Annotated in this window: 14 protein-coding genes; 9 read left to right on the top strand and 5 right to left on the bottom strand. The window is 71.7% G+C overall.

Features of this window, described 5'->3' with window-relative positions; all coding sequences use genetic code 11:
* Positions 1 to 126: 126 nt before the first annotated feature.
* From ABD350_RS16880 to metK, 5 genes are all read left to right on the top strand, one after another.
* Entirely contained in the window at positions 127 to 450 is a 324-nt protein-coding gene (locus ABD350_RS16880; protein ID WP_003977346.1) for an integration host factor, read from the top strand.
* 61 nt (positions 451 to 511) lie between these two features.
* Positions 512 to 1,069 (top strand): guanylate kinase, encoded by a 558-nt coding sequence (gene gmk, locus ABD350_RS16885; RefSeq protein WP_344348941.1) that lies wholly within the window; start codon positions 512 to 514, stop codon positions 1,067 to 1,069.
* A gap of 53 nt (positions 1,070 to 1,122) precedes the next feature.
* Positions 1,123 to 1,395: a DNA-directed RNA polymerase subunit omega gene (rpoZ, locus tag ABD350_RS16890; RefSeq protein ID WP_030620214.1), complete on the top strand. Its 273-nt coding sequence runs from the start codon at positions 1,123 to 1,125 to the stop codon at positions 1,393 to 1,395.
* A gap of 102 nt (positions 1,396 to 1,497) precedes the next feature.
* On the top strand, positions 1,498 to 2,700 hold the full coding sequence (coaBC, locus tag ABD350_RS16895) for a bifunctional phosphopantothenoylcysteine decarboxylase/phosphopantothenate--cysteine ligase CoaBC (RefSeq protein WP_344349009.1): 1,203 nt from the start codon (positions 1,498 to 1,500) through the stop codon (positions 2,698 to 2,700).
* 249 nt (positions 2,701 to 2,949) lie between these two features.
* A complete protein-coding gene (gene metK, locus ABD350_RS16900) occupies positions 2,950 to 4,158 on the top strand; it encodes a methionine adenosyltransferase (RefSeq protein ID WP_167512953.1) in 1,209 nt (402 codons plus the stop codon).
* 74 nt (positions 4,159 to 4,232) lie between these two features.
* Here metK and ABD350_RS16905 read toward each other — a convergent pair whose 3' ends face one another.
* The 4 genes from ABD350_RS16905 to ABD350_RS16920 form a co-directional block, all read right to left on the bottom strand.
* Entirely contained in the window at positions 4,233 to 5,315 is a 1,083-nt protein-coding gene (locus ABD350_RS16905; RefSeq protein ID WP_344348943.1) for a hypothetical protein, read from the bottom strand.
* A 72-nt stretch (positions 5,316 to 5,387) separates the two neighbouring features.
* Complete coding sequence (locus tag ABD350_RS16910; protein ID WP_344348944.1) at positions 5,388 to 7,334, bottom strand: hypothetical protein; 1,947 nt, start codon at positions 7,332 to 7,334, stop codon at positions 5,388 to 5,390.
* A complete protein-coding gene (locus ABD350_RS16915) occupies positions 7,331 to 8,080 on the bottom strand; it encodes a toll/interleukin-1 receptor domain-containing protein (RefSeq protein WP_344348945.1) in 750 nt (249 codons plus the stop codon). Before ABD350_RS16915 ends, ABD350_RS16910 begins: the two co-directional genes overlap by 4 nt.
* Before the next feature lie 13 nt (positions 8,081 to 8,093).
* The gene (locus ABD350_RS16920; protein WP_344348946.1) at positions 8,094 to 9,389 is read right to left on the bottom strand and encodes a helix-turn-helix domain-containing protein; all 1,296 of its coding nucleotides are present in this window, start codon (positions 9,387 to 9,389) and stop codon (positions 8,094 to 8,096) included.
* A gap of 333 nt (positions 9,390 to 9,722) precedes the next feature.
* Here ABD350_RS16920 and ABD350_RS16925 point away from each other — a divergent pair, with 333 nt between their 5' ends.
* A complete protein-coding gene (locus ABD350_RS16925) occupies positions 9,723 to 11,882 on the top strand; it encodes a primosomal protein N' (protein ID WP_344348947.1) in 2,160 nt (719 codons plus the stop codon).
* A gap of 664 nt (positions 11,883 to 12,546) precedes the next feature.
* Here ABD350_RS16925 and ABD350_RS16930 read toward each other — a convergent pair.
* The gene (locus ABD350_RS16930; RefSeq protein WP_344348948.1) at positions 12,547 to 13,077 is read right to left on the bottom strand and encodes a hypothetical protein; all 531 of its coding nucleotides are present in this window, start codon (positions 13,075 to 13,077) and stop codon (positions 12,547 to 12,549) included.
* A 215-nt stretch (positions 13,078 to 13,292) separates the two neighbouring features.
* On the opposite strand from ABD350_RS16930, the gene fmt reads away from it, so the two are divergent.
* The 3 genes from fmt (at position 13,293) to rpe (ending at position 16,464) form a co-directional block, all read left to right on the top strand.
* Positions 13,293 to 14,225 (top strand): methionyl-tRNA formyltransferase, encoded by a 933-nt coding sequence (gene fmt / locus ABD350_RS16935; protein ID WP_344348949.1) that lies wholly within the window; start codon positions 13,293 to 13,295, stop codon positions 14,223 to 14,225.
* 78 nt (positions 14,226 to 14,303) lie between these two features.
* A complete protein-coding gene (locus ABD350_RS16940) occupies positions 14,304 to 15,722 on the top strand; it encodes an RsmB/NOP family class I SAM-dependent RNA methyltransferase (protein ID WP_344348950.1) in 1,419 nt (472 codons plus the stop codon).
* A 55-nt stretch (positions 15,723 to 15,777) separates the two neighbouring features.
* Entirely contained in the window at positions 15,778 to 16,464 is a 687-nt protein-coding gene (rpe, locus tag ABD350_RS16945; protein WP_344348951.1) for a ribulose-phosphate 3-epimerase, read from the top strand.
* Positions 16,465 to 16,516 lie beyond the last annotated feature (52 nt).

The following is a 16,516-nucleotide window of genomic DNA, read 5'->3' on the forward strand; positions in this document are numbered from 1 at the left end:
ACACCTCCCGTGCCCCTCAAGGCAGGGGGAGGTCGGGCAGCGTGTTGCCCGTAACCCCCAGGTGTGGGGCGACTAGGTTCCTCACCGGTCCGTATCCGACAGTTCGACATCCGAGGTGACGTAGGCGTGGCTCTTCCGCCCCTTACCCCTGAACAGCGCGCAGCCGCGCTCGAAAAGGCCGCCGCGGCTCGCCGGGAGCGGGCCGAGGTCAAGAATCGACTCAAGCACTCCGGCGCCTCCCTGCACGAGGTCATCAAGCAGGGCCAGGAAAACGACGTCATCGGCAAGATGAAGGTCTCCGCGCTGCTGGAGTCCCTGCCGGGCGTGGGCAAGGTCCGCGCCAAGCAGATCATGGAGCGTCTGGGCATCTCCGAGAGCCGCCGCGTGCGCGGTCTCGGTTCGAACCAGATCGCCTCCCTGGAGCGTGAGTTCGGCAGCACCGGCTCCTGAGTCCGCCCGCCCGGCGGACCGGGAGTCCCGGGCACCCCGGGATTGCTGGAATAATCGCTGCATGAGTGAACGTCCGCGGCTGACCGTGCTCTCCGGCCCCTCGGGGGTCGGCAAGAGCACGGTCGTCGCCCATATGCGCAAGGAACACCCCGACGTCTGGCTCTCGGTGTCGGCGACCACCCGCACCCCGCGCCCCGGCGAGCAGCACGGAGTCCACTACTTCTTCGTCACCGACGAGGAGATGGACAAGCTGATCGCCAACGGCGAGCTGCTGGAGTGGGCCGAGTTCGCCGGCAACCGTTACGGCACGCCCCGCGCGGCCGTGCTGGAGCGGCTGGAGAAGGGCGAGCCCGTCCTGCTGGAGATCGACCTCCAGGGCGCCCGGCAGGTCCGCGAGTCCATGTCCGACGCCCAGCTGGTGTTCCTGGCTCCGCCCTCCTGGGAGGAGCTGGTGCGCAGGCTGACCGGCCGGGGGACCGAGTCGCCGGAGGTCATCGAGCGCCGTCTTGAGGCGGCGCGGACCGAGCTGGCGGCCGAGCCGGAGTTCGATGTGACCTTGGTCAACACCTCCGTCGAGGACGTGGCCCGCGAGCTGCTAGCCTTGATGGACGTTGTGTGATCGTGACTGTGATCACGATGTCTGATTCTTTCCCATCCATCGGAAGGTAGAGCGTGTCCTCTTCCATCACCGCGCCCGAGGGCATCATCAACCCGCCGATCGACGAGCTTCTTGAGGCGACCGACTCGAAGTACAGCCTCGTGATCTACGCGGCCAAGCGTGCCCGCCAGATCAACGCGTACTACTCGCAGCTCGGTGAGGGCCTCCTTGAGTACGTCGGTCCGCTCGTCGACACGCACGTGCACGAGAAGCCGCTCTCGATCGCCCTGCGTGAGATCAACGCCGGTCTGCTGACCTCCGAGGCTGTCGACGGCCCGGCGCAGTAGTACTTTCAGATCGCGGTTGACTTATCCACAGGCCCGGCAGTCACGCTGCCGGGCCTGTGGTGTGTCATGGGTGGTGCAGATTCTCGAATGCGAGGAGCCATGGTGGACAAGCCGAAGGTCGTGCTGGGGGTCAGCGGCGGTATCGCCGCGTACAAGGCCTGTGAGCTGCTGAGACGGTTCACGGAGTCGGGCCACGACGTCCGCGTGGTGCCCACCGCCGCCGCGCTGCACTTCGTCGGCGCCGCCACCTGGTCCGCGCTGTCCGGCAACCCGGTCGCCACCGAGGTCTGGAGCGACGTCCACGAGGTCCCGCACGTCCGCATCGGCCAGCACGCCGACCTGGTGGTGGTGGCCCCGGCCACCGCCGACATGCTCGCCAAGGCCGCCCACGGCCTCGCCGACGACCTGCTGACCAACACCCTGCTCACCGCCCGCTGCCCGGTGGTCTTCGCCCCCGCGATGCACACCGAGATGTGGGAGCACCCGGCCACCCAGGAGAACGTCGCCACCCTGCGCCGCCGCGGCGCCGTCGTCATCGAGCCCGCCGTCGGCCGCCTGACCGGCGTCGACACCGGCAAGGGTCGGCTGCCCGACCCGGCCGAGATCTTCGAGGTCTGCCGCCGGGTGCTGGCCCGCGGCAGCGCCGCGCCCGACCTCGAAGGACGGCACGTCGTCATCTCCGCCGGCGGCACCCGTGAACCCCTCGACCCGGTCCGCTTCCTCGGCAACCGCTCCTCCGGCAAGCAGGGCTACGCCCTCGCCCGCACCGCCGCCGCCCGCGGCGCCCGGGTCACGCTGGTCGCGGCCAACACCGGCCTGCCCGACCCGGCGGGCGTGGACGTCGTCCGGGTGGGCACCGCCGTGCAGCTGCGCGAGGCCGTCCTGAAGGCCGCCGCGGACGCCGACGCCGTGGTCATGGCCGCCGCCGTGGCCGACTTCCGGCCGGCCGCCTATGCCGCCGGGAAGATCAAGAAGAAGGACGGCCGGGACCCGGACCCGATCGTCCTGGTGCGCAACCCGGACATCCTCGCGGAGATATCGGCCGACCGGGCCCGCCCCGGACAGGTGATCGTCGGCTTCGCCGCCGAGACCGACGACGTCCTCGCCAACGGCCGCACCAAGCTCGCCCGCAAGGGCTGTGACCTGCTCGTGGTCAACGAGGTGGGGGAGCGCAAGACCTTCGGCGCCGAGGAGAGCGAGGCCGTGGTGCTGGGCGCCGACGGCAGCGAGACCCCGGTGCCCTACGGCCCCAAGGAGGACCTCGCCGACACCGTCTGGAACCTGGTCGTCCGCCGACTGGGCTGACCGTGCCACCCGGTCGGGCCACCCTTGAGCCGTGTTCGCGCCACGCTCGAATTGGGCGTGGCGCCCCTGGCCAAGGCCGCCGGCCATTGGGCACAATGCCCGTGCCGCAGGTCACAGCGCTCCCGAGAGGCGAGACGGGTGGCCCGTCGGCGGAGTGCGACCGATAAACTGTTCACGGTCGACGCCAGGCGCAGCCCAGCGTCGATCGCAAATGATCAGCCAGCAGCCGCTGCAACCACAGGGAGCGTTGTGTCCCGTCGCCTGTTCACCTCGGAGTCCGTGACCGAGGGTCACCCCGACAAGATCGCTGACCAGATCAGCGACACCATTCTCGACGCGCTTCTGCGTGAGGACCCGACCTCCCGGGTCGCCGTGGAGACGCTCATCACCACCGGCCTGGTGCACGTGGCCGGCGAGGTGACGACCAAGGCCTACGCGGACATCGCGACCCTCGTCCGCAACAAGATCCTGGACATCGGTTACGACTCCTCCAAGAAGGGCTTCGACGGCGCCTCCTGCGGCGTGTCGGTGTCCATCGGCGCGCAGTCCCCGGACATCGCCCAGGGTGTCGACGCCGCGTACGAGGCCCGGGTCGAGGGCGACGACGACGAGCTGGACCGGCAGGGCGCGGGCGACCAGGGCCTGATGTTCGGCTACGCCTCCGACGAGACGCCGACCCTGATGCCGCTCCCGATCTTCCTGGCGCACCGCCTGTCCAAGCGCCTGTCCGAGGTCCGCAAGAACGGCACCATCCCCTACCTGCGGCCGGACGGCAAGACGCAGGTCACCATCGAGTACGACGGCGACAAGGCGGTCCGGCTGGACACGGTGGTGGTCTCCTCCCAGCACGCCTCCGACATCGACCTGGAGTCGCTGCTCGCCCCCGACATCCGCGAGTTCGTCGTGGAGCCGGAGCTGAAGGCCCTGCTGGACGAGGGCATCAAGCTGGACACCGAGGGCTACCGGCTGCTGGTCAACCCGACGGGCCGGTTCGAGATCGGCGGCCCGATGGGCGACGCCGGCCTGACCGGGCGGAAGATCATCATCGACACCTACGGCGGCATGGCCCGCCACGGTGGCGGCGCCTTCTCCGGCAAGGACCCGTCCAAGGTGGACCGCTCGGCGGCGTACGCGATGCGGTGGGTCGCCAAGAACGTCGTGGCGGCCGGCCTGGCCTCCCGCTGCGAGGTGCAGGTGGCCTACGCCATCGGCAAGGCCGAGCCCGTCGGTCTGTTCGTGGAGACCTTCGGCACCCACAAGATCGACCCCGAGAAGATCGAGAAGGCGATCGACGAGGTCTTCGACCTCCGCCCGGCCGCGATCATCCGCGACCTGGACCTGCTCCGCCCGATCTACGGCCAGACCGCCGCCTACGGCCACTTCGGCCGCGAGCTGCCCGACTTCACCTGGGAGCGCACGGACCGCGTCGACGCCCTGCGCGCCGCAGCGGGCCTGTAAACCCCACCCACCCGCTCACCGAGGCCCGGCTTCCCGACTACGGGGGCCGGGTCTCGGCGCGTCCGAGTTGACGTTTATCCGCCCTCGTAGCCGTCCTCGGTTGGCTTCTCGGGGCCGTGCCCCTCCCCGTTGCCGTCATCCCCGTCGTCGCTGATGCAGCTGCGCAAGGCGGCCTCGGCGTGGTGTTTGCCGTGAGCCCTCGCCACATCGGCGAGTCGCGCGGCGAACAGGTCCCGGTCGGGGTCGTCAGGGGAGATACCGAAGCAGGCCAGCACGGAGTCGGTGGGAAAGGGGGGTTCCGCCTCGTCACCCGTTTCGGCACCGACCGGGTCGTTGGATGTCAGCGGGGTATCGCCCGGTTCTCCTTCGGCGGAGCGGTCGCGGGGCTGGTACACCATGTGCTCGAATTGCGGCGCCACGCTTTCGTTTCTGGCCGCCGCGGACAGCTGCGCGAACACCCCGATGCGATCGACCGCACCCTCGACCTCCTCCTCGTTTCTGGACAACCACCACACCACGGCGCTACCGGTGTCCTTCAGGACGTCCTCACCCAGGTAGGCCCTTTTGCTGCGCTCGTAATTGCGTTCGTGCTCCCAGACGTCTTCGTCCTTGCGTACGTTCGAAAGCCGGGTGAGACGCTCGCGATCGTGTTCAGGCAAGTCCAGCTCGACACTGTGTGCCATGGCCATCACACGTCCGCTGGCGTCCACCCGCATGGTGGCCAAGGCGCCGTCCAACTGGTGCCGGGCCAAGGAACTGCGATTGGGTGGCTGCTGTGCTGTTACGGACCTGGCCCGCTCCAGGACCGCCTCGACCGCCAGCCCTGCCGCATTGATCCACGGGGCATCGTCGGGTGCGTCCAGCAGGGTCCAGCGGACCGTGGCCGAGAAGGAGAAGTCGTAGTCGGCCACGGAACTGGGCAGCGCGACATGCATGATCCGGTGCTCCTGCCGCTCTGTTTCGGGCAGCGGCAGGTCCGGCGCGGACAGGACATCACGGGGCATCTCCGCCCGCTTCGGGCTCAGCATCCGGTGTGTCGCAAACGCGGCGATCAGCAGCAGCGGGCCACTGGCCGACCAGGCCCACCAGGACCAGCCCATGGCCAGACCGAGTATGACGAGCATCAGACCCAGGAGAAGGGTGACGAAGAGGGTCATGGCCCGATGGCCAGAACTCATGAGAGAGCTCCCGTCATGGTGTTCTAGATAGGGCACGGCGCGGGGGTGGCGTCATGCGGTACGGCCGTACGCGTGGATGCCCTGAGCCTCGTTGATCGCCATCAGCAGGCGGGACGCCATGTCCGCGCGGCCGGGCTCGGGCCGGATGCGCACCCAGTCCAAGGCGACTCGGTAGAGGCGTCCCAGCAACCGCGCGTCCTGGGCGCAGGCAGCGGCGAGAACCTGGGCGACGAGGTCGCGCTCAGCCGCGGTCTCGCCGGCTTCCAGCCAGAGGCGCAGATGCGTCGGCCAGTCCGTCGTGCCGCTCAGCAGCCCGGCCCAGCAGGCTGCCAGCGAATGGCGCACGCTTCGGCGGCCGATCAGGCGAACGGGGTCCGCCAGATCCCGGAATAGCTCCAGATCGGCTTGGGACGATCGCTGACTGACTCCGACGGCGAGTCGCTCCAGCATCAACTGGTACAGGCGATCGTCGGCTGACACCAACTGGACCACGGCTTTCCGCGCTTCCCACCGGACCCCCTCATGCGAGCGGCGAGCCAGATGATGCAGACGCACCAGCGCCTGATCGGGGTGTGAGCGGGCCATCGTCTGAGAACACACCATGACCAGGACGCGGAGGCAGTGAAGGCTTGTGTCGTCCGAGGTCGCCCAGTCGTAGATGCGCTGACGGAAGAAGCGGCCGTGGTGGTCGTCCTCCAGCCCCAGGACAAGGGTGCGGGCGGCCTCGGGGATGAGCCACGCGGGGGCTCTGGACGCCGTCCACTGTTGGGCGAGCCAGGCGAGATCCTCGGGCCGGGCGACACGCAGGGCCTGGTAAGCGAACCGGTTCACCGCCTCGCGCCGGATCACCCGGTCCAGCGCCGGATCGGCCGCTTGACGCATGAGCCAATCACGGAGTTCTCGGCGTATGTCCGGGAGGAATGTCCAGAAATGTTGCCGCACGGCACGGTCGTAACCGTCGACGGTGAACCGGACGCGACCATCCGGGCCCGTTTCCGCGCGGACGGCGGACAGCTCTGTATGGAGATCCGCCTGCTCCAGGCGAGGCGTCGGATCCGGGGGGTGGCTCAGCAGTCCCAGTAGTCCGTTCGCCGCGTACAGAACCACGTCCGGGGTGGCCTCGTGGAACATGGCGACCGCCAGCTGGAGCGCTCTGTGACGTCCGTTCTGGGCTGCGGAGAAGTCCGCCGCGACCCTCTCGGCCTGGTCGTGCTGTTCTTCCAAGGCCTGCTTGAGCCAGTCCGGAAAGCCTCTGTCGGCAGGGGAGGCCCTCCGAAGCCGGTTGATGCGATCGGCGAGCGCTGCCACGTCGCGCAAGGGCGCCCGGGCCAGAAAGGAGGCGAGTTCGGCACCGCCCAGGAGAGCGTCGGACGGACGGATGCCGGCACACCTGAGATGGGTGGCGAGTACACGTCGGGCGTTTGGACGGGAGATCTCCGCCATGAGATACCGAAGGTCCCCGCGAAGGAGATAGCCGAGATGGTGGGGGAGTATCACCACGAGGTAGGCGTGGTTGGCGGCCACGGCGCTGCGAAAGTCCGACAGCGCGTTCTGTACGGCGATGTAGCGCGCCTCGTCAGCCTCCGAGAGATCCAGCAGCAGCCGGTCACCCGGGCCTACGTCACGGCCGTCCAGAGGCGGGCCGGCGGTGTCGTCGGTGGTGTCCGGCAACTCGTGCAGAGTGCCCTCGCGCACCGGCAGCTCGTGGAGCAGCATCAGGGCTGCCGCACGCCGTCCACTGCCCGAGTGGCCGCGGACGAGAACCGTGTGCTCGGCCCGCAACAGATCGCGCGCGTGTTGCAGGCCGGGCGGGGCCACGAAACGCTCATGAAGATGCCGACGGTCCTCTTCGGCGACCGAACGCGGACGCCTGCGAGCCTGATCGCGCAGCCACTGCTCGGTGGACTGGAAGTAGAAGTTGTACTGGGTTCCCTCTCCGCTGTGGACGGAGCCGTACGCCTCTCCGACGAAGGAGGCGAATTGCGAAGCCGCGGTCACCGCTCTTCGCCTCCGCGAGGCGTCCGAGTGCCGAATCCCTGGCGAATCCCGCCATGGTTGTCACCGGCGACGTAGTTCGTGCCGTCCCCGCTGAAATGCGGGCCGCCGTAGATATTGCCGCGGCCTGTGTGGAACGGGGCGTTCGCTTCGTTGACGAAGGTTCCCACCGATCCACCGACGTTCCCTATGCCACCGCTCTGGTGATCGGTGCGCACCCCGGAATCCTGTGGGCGTTCGTCTGCCACCGCACGCCGGGCCCGGTCCAGTGCGGCGAGGGCCGGGATGCGTCGCACGAGGCTGTCCGCCAGCCTGTTCAGATCCGCCGCCAGAGTGGCGTGACCCACCCGTGCGTACTGGCATTGAGCGAGTTCGGCGATGGAGTGCGGCAGAGTACGAGCGTCCAGTTGCTCCACCTTGCGAGCGATCAGGAGAGGAACCACGACCGCTCCCGAGGCCAGTGCTTCCTCTATCTCACGTCGCACCCAGTCATCAGGGTTGTCCAGAGCACGCCGGTCCGGCTGTCGGCGGTCGGGCGCGTTCAGCCACTCCTCGTCGATCAGCGCCAGCAGGACCCGGCAGTCGCGGGCTCCTCGTAACAGGGCCTCGGCGAAGTCCGTCCCCTCGGCGATCGACTTCCTGGCGAGGAAGACACTGTCTTCGCCGAACCGGTTCGCGAGCACGTCGTGGCACATGTACGCGAAGGGTTTGCCGCCTTTGGTCCGGTAGTTGATGAAGATCTCGTGCATTTCGGATCCCTTCTCAGGAATGGGCCGGGTGCGCTGCCGAGGCCGTCAGCTCCGGCAGCAACTCCCGTACCGCCGCGTTGCGGGAATGCCTGCCCAGCGTTCGGCAGAGGCGGCGTATGTCGGCCTGAACGGTCGCGGAGCTGATGAGCCGCGACGTGGGCAGTAGTTCGGCGGTGATGTGGCAGGCCTGGTCGAGATCGCCGGCCGAGGCGTGGGCCAGGGCACGGCGGACCCCATACCGTGTCCTGGTGCGGAGCGCGTGTTCGGGGATGCGGGCGGTCTCCTCGTCGAGGATGACGGCGGCCTGCCGGGGGCGTCCCAGGTCGTACAGGCACCAGCCGGTGAACATCGAGACCACGTCGGGCAGGTTCGAGGCACCGAGTACCGGCTGTGTGGGATCCATCGCTGCCTCCGCGAGTAATTCCCTGGCGCGGTCGAGGCTGCGCATACAACCGGTGTGGTCGCCGTTCACTGCCCTGCCCTGTGCCAGATGCTGGGCGGCCAGTCCCCGAACACGCGTCGGCGCCTCGCTCTGCAGGGCGTATGCGGCTAATTCCATCGATTCCTGGATGTCTCCGCGATAGAGACTGATCAGGGACCGTCGCACTTGCGCGTAGACAGCGAGCGCCTTGTCCGCGCCCGCCGAGGCGAGCTGAACGGCACGGTCTGTCCACCAGAGAGCGGCCGTCTCGTCACCCGACTCCTGCGCCATCCAGCCCGCGTACTCGGCATAGCGTGAGGCCAGCACCAAGAGCTCCTTGCGGCCCCGGGGCCCGCTGGCCACCGCCAAATGCTCCAGGCTGTGAGTCTGGGCGATCAGCGGTGGCAGCACATGGGCCGCTCCCGCTGCCTGGCCGAGCCGACGCAGTTGTCCGAACAGTAGTCGAGAGGCGTCGACCACCGCCTCGGTCCCCTCCAGGCGAGGCAGCGCCGGCTGCGGAACGGATGTCTGACGAGTCAGCACCGACGCAGCGCCGGCCGCGATCAGGTCACGCCGCCTCAGGCGTTGGAAGGAACCGGAACCGTCCTTGCGGAGTTGCATCAACCACACCTCGTCGTCGTTGCCGGAATTGGGCGAAGGTGGCTGAGGGTGCGGAACCGCGACGAGACGGGTCAGTTCACCACCCGCACCGAGTGCGCAATCGCAGAGGCGCGCCAGCTCCGCGGTGGGGCGTTTGAGTCCTCGTTCCACCTTGCTCAACTGGCTCTTGCTGTAGTGGACCCGCCGTCCCAGCTGTTGCAGAGAAAGCCCGGCCGCGATGCGTCGTCTGCGCAGCTCACGCCCGAAATCCTGCCAGTGCTCCCGCACTCCTACCTCCGTTGCTCCCCGGCCGGCAGCCGTAGGGAGACGCGAATCAGAGTGCGCCGGGCGGCTGGGCCGGACAAGGTGAAACAGGCGTTTCCCGTTTCCTCATCCGGAGCGAAACCGAATGGCGGGGACATGTCGAGAAAGCGATTCCGGCCACCGGTAGCGCCCTCGTGAAAACCGGGTGTGAGGAGTAGTCGAACAGGGCGCCGGCATGTCGGAGACGCGCATCGCGGACGTGGGGGCGCCGCCGAGGGGCACCGGGACCGCTGCCGATCGCCGGCAGGAGGTCGGCGCCCGGCGGCATTGTCGGTGGCGTTTGGTAAGAATGCTGGCGTGAGCAGCGAGAACGGGGTGCCCCGGGGAGACGGGGATGGTGGGGCCGAGGGGGCGCCGCCGGAGCAGCTCGCGCTGATCCGGGAGAGTGTGCGCAAGGCCAAGGTGCCGCGGGCCAAGCCGCGGACCTGGCGGGGGGCCGCGCTGGCGCCGGAGCTGCCCGTCGCACGGGTGCTGGTCGACAAGGGCGTGCTCCACCTCGACCGGTACTTCGACTACGCGGTGCCCGCCGAGCTGGACGCCCAGGCACAGCCCGGCGTGCGGGTGCGGGTGCGGTTCGGGGCCGGGCGGCACCGGGTGCGCGAGGGACGCCGGGAGGGCGGCGGGCTCATCGACGGCTTCCTCATCGAGCGCCGGGCCGAGTCGGACTACGCGGGACCGCTGGCCGCGCTCGCCCAGGTCGTCTCACCGGAGCCGGTGCTGAGCGAGGAACTGCTCGGCCTCGCGCGGGCCGTCGCCGACCGGTACGCGGGCAGCCTCGCCGACGTGCTGCAACTGGCCGTACCCCCGCGCAACGCCCGCGCCGAGCAGCGGCCGTCCCCCGCGCCGCTGCCCCCGCCCGGGGCGCCCGAGGCCGGTTCCTGGGCGCGGTACGACCACGGGGCCGCCTTCCTCGACGCGCTGGCCTCCGGCGGGGCCCCCAGGGCCGTATGGAACGCGCTGCCCGGACCGCTGTGGAGCCAGGAGCTGGCCCGGGCCGTCGCCGCCACCCTCGCCTCCGGGCGGGGCGCCCTGGTCGTCGTGCCGGACGGGCGGGCCGCCGCGCGCGTCGACGCCGCGCTGACCGCGCTGCTCGGCCCCGACCGGCACGCGCTGCTCACCGCCGACGCCGGCCCCGAGAAGCGGTACGCGCAGTGGCTGGCGGTGCGGCGCGGCTCCGTGCGCGCCGTCGTCGGGACCCGGGCGGCGATGTTCGCGCCCGTGCGGGACCTCGGGCTCGTCGCCGTCTGGGACGACGGCGACGACAGCCACAGCGAGCCGCACGCCCCGCAGCCGCACGCCCGCGACGTGCTGCTGCTGCGGGCCGCGCTGGACCGGTGCGCCTTCCTGCTGGGCAGCTGGGGCTGCACCGTGGAGGCCGCCCAGCTCGTCGAGACCGGCTGGGCCCGGCCGCTGGTCGCCGGGCGCGAGCAGGTGCGCCGGGCCGCGCCCCTGGTGCGGACCGTCGGCGACGAGGACCTCGCGCGCGACGAGGCCGCCCGTGCCGCCCGGCTGCCCACCCTCGCCTGGCAGGCGGCCCGCGAGGGGCTGCGGCACGGGCCGGTGCTGGTCCAGGTGCCCCGGCGCGGTTACACCCCCCGCATGGCCTGCGACCGGTGCCGGGCACCCGCCCGGTGCCGGCACTGCTCCGGGCCGCTGGAGGGACAGGACGGGGGCGTGCTGCGGTGCGGGTGGTGCGGGCGCGAGGAGAGCGCCTGGCACTGCCCGGAGTGCGGCGGTTTCCGGCTCCGCGCCCAGATCGTGGGCGCGCGCCGCACCGCCGAGGAACTGGGGCGCGCCTTTCCCGCCGTACCGGTGCGCACCTCGGGACGCGAGCATGTGCTGGACACCGTTCCGGACACGCCCGCGCTGGTGGTCAGCACGCCGGGCGCCGAACCGGTGGCCGAGAACGGTTACGCGGCGGCCCTGCTCCTGGACGGCTGGGCCATGCTCGGGCGCCCCGATCTGCGGGCCGGCGAGGACGCGTTGCGCCGGTGGATCGCGGCCGGCGCGCTGGTGCGGCCGCAGGGCGAGGGGGGCACCGTGGTCGTGGTGGCCGAGCCCACCCTGCGGCCCGTCCAGGCGCTGGTGCGCTGGGACCCCGTCGGGCACGCCGTACGCGAACTGTCCGAGCGGGCCGAACTGGGCTTCCCGCCGGTGTCCCGGATGGCGGCCGTGTCCGGACCGCCGGCGGCCGTCGCGGAGTTCCTGACGGCCGTCGAACTGCCGCCGGACGCCGAGGTGCTGGGCCCGGTACCGCTGCCGCCCCCGCAGCCCGGCCGACCGCGCCGGCCGGGCGCGCCCCCGCCCGGCGAACACTGGGAACGGGCGCTCGTCCGCGTCCCCCCGGGCAGCGGCGCCGCCCTGGCCACGGCCCTGAAGACCGCCCAGGCCGCCCGCATGGTCCGCGGCAGCGCCGACCAGGTACGGATCCGCGTCGACCCACCGGACATCGGCTGAGCCGCCGGGTACGGGCCACCGGGCCGTGGGGTCGGGCGCCCGGCCGGGATGGGCTCCCGGGCAGCGGACGGGGCGGGGCAGGGCAGGGAACGAGCCGCCGGGGCACGGATTCCGGTGCTCTCGCCACCTCGGGGATATGGCGCGCGGCCGGTTCGGTGCCCCGGCCCGCGGCGGCCGGGTGCCGATCGGGGCGTCATGTGAGGATCGCCTGCCGTTCCCGGCCTGGTCGCCCGGCACCCCCTGCCCGGCATCCCGTCGAGTCATCCGGCTCCCCGGCCTGGTCGCCAGGCTCCATCGCCGAGTTGCCCGGCGTGCCTTGCGGTGCCCCTGTCGAGTCGTCCGGCACCCTTCGAGTCGCCCGGCGCCCTCCGGCTTGGTCGCCAGGCTCCATCGCCGAATTGCCCGGCGTGCCTTGCGGTACCCCTGTCGAGTCGCCCGGCACCCGTCAAGTCGCCCGGCACCCCGTCGAGTCCGGTCCCCGTCGAGTCGCCCGGCGCCCCCGGCCTGATCGCCCGAGCCCCCCTGCCCGGCACCCCGTCAAGTCGCCCGGCGTCCCTCTGCGCCGGGCTCCGTCGCCCCGGGACACCGCTGCCCCACCCCCGTCGGCCGTCGCACACGTCTGCCCTCCCGGTTTCCGGGAGGGCAGGGGGTGGGGGTGGTGGGGTCAGCCGTTGCGGGGGCTGGGGAAGGGGGTGGGGCGGGTGTCGTCGCGCAGGGTCGGGGTGGTCGCGGTCGGCTGGGTGGGCATGGAGCGGGCCGCGGGCACCGTCGGTACGGTGGGCAGCCCGGTGTTCACATTGATCGTGCGGGTGCCGGACGGCTCCGGCGTCCGCTCCGCCTGGGCCGCCGCGCGACGGGCGCCGTAGCGGCGGTGCACCGCCTGTTTGGTGACCCCGAGCGCCGAGCCCACCGCGTCCCACGAGAAACCGAGTGAGCGGTCGAAGTCCACCGCGGCCGTGACCAGCGTCTCGACACTGTCGCGGAGTTCCTGGGCGAGGCGGACCGTAGGGGCGGGGGCGCGTCCGTAGACGACGAAGCCCGTGGAGGGGCCGGAGCGGCGCGGGCGGTAGACGTTGCCCAACTGGGCGGTGAGCGTGCGCAGCGCGTCCACCTGCCGGCGGACCCGCTCGATGTCCCGCACCAGCAAGTGCAGGCTGGCCCGGGCCTGGGCGTCGTGGGTTGCATGGTCGGCCATGAACAAGCCTCTCGAACCGGCGTTGAAAGGAATTCGGCCGCGAAAGCGGCCCGATGTGGTCAACTCTTTCTTGACCAACGCGCCGACCCTCCGCTGGTCACGGGGTGGGGGCGTACAGGCATATGCGTACGCCGGTCGCCCTCCCGTGCGCCGTCCATGGTCATAGACTGGTGCGCTGCCCGACCGACCCCCGCCCGAGAGGCCCGATCCCGCCCATGAAGCTCGTCTTCGCCGGTACCCCCGAGGTCGCCGTTCCCGCCCTGGACGCCTTGCTCGCCTCCGGGCGGCACGAGGTGGCCGCCGTCGTCACGCGGCCCGACGCGCCGGCCGGGCGCGGGCGCAGGCTGGTCGCGTCCCCCGTGGCCGAGCGGGCGGAGGAGGCCGGGATCGAGGTGCTGAAGCCGCTCAAGCCCCGGGACCCGGACTTCCTGGAGCGGCTGAAGCAGATCGCCCCGGACTGCTGCCCGGTCGTCGCCTACGGCGCCCTGCTGCCCCGGCCCGCCCTGGACATCCCGGCCCACGGCTGGGTCAACCTGCACTTCTCGCTGCTGCCCGCCTGGCGCGGCGCCGCGCCCGTGCAGCACGCCGTCATGGCGGGCGACGAGATCACCGGGGCGTCCACCTTCCTCATCGAGGAGGGCCTGGACTCCGGGGCCGTCTACGGCACCGTCACCGAGGAGATCCGCCCCACCGACACCAGCGGCGACCTGCTGACCCGGCTCGCCTTCGCGGGCGCCGGGCTGCTCGCCGCCACCATGGACGGCATCGAGGACGGCACCCTGAAGGCCGTACCGCAGCCCGCCGAGGGCGTCTCCCTCGCGCCGAAGATCACCGTCGAGGACGCCCGGGTGGACTGGGCGGCGCCCGCGCTGCGCGTCGACCGGGTCGTGCGCGGCTGCACCCCGGCGCCCGGCGCCTGGACCACCTTCCGCGGCGAACGGCTCAAGCTCGTCCAGGTCACCCCCGCGCCCGGGCGGACCGACCTCGCGCCGGGCCGGCTCGCGGTGGGCAAGAACAGCGTGCACGTGGGCACCGGCTCGTACGCCGTCGAACTGCTCTGGGTGCAGGCCCAGGGCAAGAAGCCGATGCGCGGGGCCGACTGGGCGCGCGGGGCGCGCATCGCGGAGGGCGAGACGCTCGGCGGCTGACGCCCCGGACGGCGGTGGCGGGGACGCGCCGACGTAGGCTGGAGACGCATCCCCTTCTATCTCCGGAGCACCTTTTTCGTGAGTGAGCAGTCCCGGCGCCCCCGCAGGCCCGCCAAGCCCTACCGCCGTCCCCAGAAGGACCCCGTGCGCATCCTGGCCTTCGAGGCGCTGCACGCGGTGGACGAGCGGGACGCCTACGCCAACCTCGTGCTGCCCCCGCTGCTGCGCAAGGCCCGCGACAAGGGCGACTTCGACGCCCGGGACGCCGCGCTCGCCACCGAGCTGGTGTACGGCACGCTGCGCCGGCAGGGCACCTACGACGCCGTCATCGCCGCCTGTGTCGACCGGCCGCTGCGCGAGGTCGACCCGCCGGTGCTGGATGTGCTCGGCCTCGGCGCGCACCAGCTGCTCGGCACCCGGATCCCGACGCACGCCGCCGTCTCCGCCACCGTGGAGCTGGCCCGGGTGGTGCTCGGGGACGGCCGCGCCAAGTTCGTCAACGCCGTGCTCCGCAAGATCGCGCAGGACGACCTGACGGGCTGGACCGAGAAGGTCGCGCCGCCCTACGACGAGGACCCCGAGGACCATCTCGCCGTCGTGCACTCGCACCCGCGCTGGGTCGTCTCCGCGCTCTGGGACTCCCTCGGCGGCGGCCGGGCCGGTATCGAGGAGCTGCTGGCGGCCGACAACGAACGGCCCGAGGTGACCCTGGTCGCCCGGCCAGGGCGGGCCACCACCGACGAGCTGCTGCGCGAGGAGGCCGCCGTACCGGGCCGCTGGTCGCCGTACGCCGTACGGCTCGCGGAGGGCGGCGAGCCGGGCGCGGTCGAGGCCGTGCGCGAGGGCCGGGCCGGCGTGCAGGACGAGGGGAGCCAGCTGGTCGCCCTCGCGCTCGCGAACGCCCCGCTCGACGGGCCCGACGAGAAGTGGCTCGACGGCTGCGCCGGACCCGGTGGCAAGGCCGCGCTGCTCGGCGCCCTGGCCGCCGAGCGCGGTGCCGTGCTGCTCGCCTCCGAGAAGCAGCCGCACCGGGCCGGCCTGGTCGCCAAGGCGCTGGCTGGCAACCCTGGCCCGTACCAGGTCATCGCCGCCGACGGCACCCGTCCGCCGTGGCGTCCCGGCACCTTCGACCGGGTGCTGGTGGACGTCCCGTGCACCGGCCTCGGCGCCCTGCGCCGCCGCCCCGAGGCCCGCTGGCGCCGCCGCCCCGAGGACCTGGACACCTTCGCCCCGCTCCAGCGCGCCCTGCTGCGCACCGCGCTGGACTCCGTACGCGTCGGCGGGGTCGTCGGCTACGCCACCTGCTCCCCGCACCTCGCCGAGACCCGGGCGGTGGTCGCCGACGTGCTCAAACAGCACCCCCACACCGACCTGATCGACGCCCGCCCCCTCCTCCCCGGCCTGCCCGCCCTGGGCGAGGGCCCCGACATCCAGCTCTGGCCCCACCTGCACGGCACGGACGCGATGTATCTGGCCCTGATCCGCAGAACCGCGTAATACCGGCCGCCCCGGGCCTGACCAGGGCCTCCCGGCAGGGCATAGGCTTGGGGGCATGCCCGTGCAGATCAACCCCAGCATCCTGTCCGCCGACTTCGCCCGCCTCGCGGACGAGGCCGAGGCGGTCCGCGGCGCCGACTGGCTCCATGTCGACGTCATGGACAACCACTTCGTCCCGAACCTCACCCTCGGCGTGCCGGTGGTGGAGTCCCTGGCCCGGGCGACGGACACCCCGCTGGACTGCCACCTGATGATCGAGGACCCCGACCGGTGGGCCCCGCAGTACGTCGAGGCGGGGGCGTCGTCGGTCACCTTCCACGTGGAGGCCGCGGCCGCCCCGGTGCGGCTCGCCCGGGAGATCCGCGCGAAGGGTGCCCGCGCCTCCATGGCGCTGAAGCCCGCGACGCCGATCGAGCCGTTCGAGGACCTGCTGCCGGAACTCGACATGCTGCTGATCATGACGGTCGAGCCCGGCTTCGGCGGCCAGGCGTTCCTCGACATCATGCTGCCGAAGATCCGCCGCACCCGTGAGCTGATCAAGAAGCACGGTCTGGAACTGTGGCTCCAGGTCGACGGCGGTGTCTCGGCCGCCACCATCGAGCAGTGCGCGGACGCGGGAGCGGACGTGTTCGTCGCCGGCTCCGCCGTGTACGGGGCCGAGGTCCCCGCCGAGGCCGTGCGCGCGCTGCGCGCCCAGGCGGAGTCGGCCACCGCCAAGGCGTCCTGGGCATGCGACCACTGAGCCACGGCGAAGTGAACGGTTGAATGAAGCCCGCCCATCAGGGCGGATCAGT

The sequence above is a fragment of the Streptomyces nogalater genome (assembly GCF_039532885.1).
Taxonomy (GTDB): domain Bacteria; phylum Actinomycetota; class Actinomycetes; order Streptomycetales; family Streptomycetaceae; genus Streptomyces; species Streptomyces nogalater.

Coding starts and splice junctions, on each gene's coding strand:
- fmt (WP_344348949.1), top strand. CDS start 13,293: ATGAAGCTCGTCTTCGCCGGTACCCCCGAGGTCGCCGTTCCCGCCCTG.
- ABD350_RS16905 (WP_344348943.1), bottom strand. CDS start 5,315: ATGACCCTCTTCGTCACCCTTCTCCTGGGTCTGATGCTCGTCATACTC.
- rpe (WP_344348951.1), top strand. CDS start 15,778: ATGCCCGTGCAGATCAACCCCAGCATCCTGTCCGCCGACTTCGCCCGC.
- ABD350_RS16915 (WP_344348945.1), bottom strand. CDS start 8,080: ATGCACGAGATCTTCATCAACTACCGGACCAAAGGCGGCAAACCCTTC.
- ABD350_RS16930 (WP_344348948.1), bottom strand. CDS start 13,077: ATGGCCGACCATGCAACCCACGACGCCCAGGCCCGGGCCAGCCTGCAC.
- gmk (WP_344348941.1), top strand. CDS start 512: ATGAGTGAACGTCCGCGGCTGACCGTGCTCTCCGGCCCCTCGGGGGTC.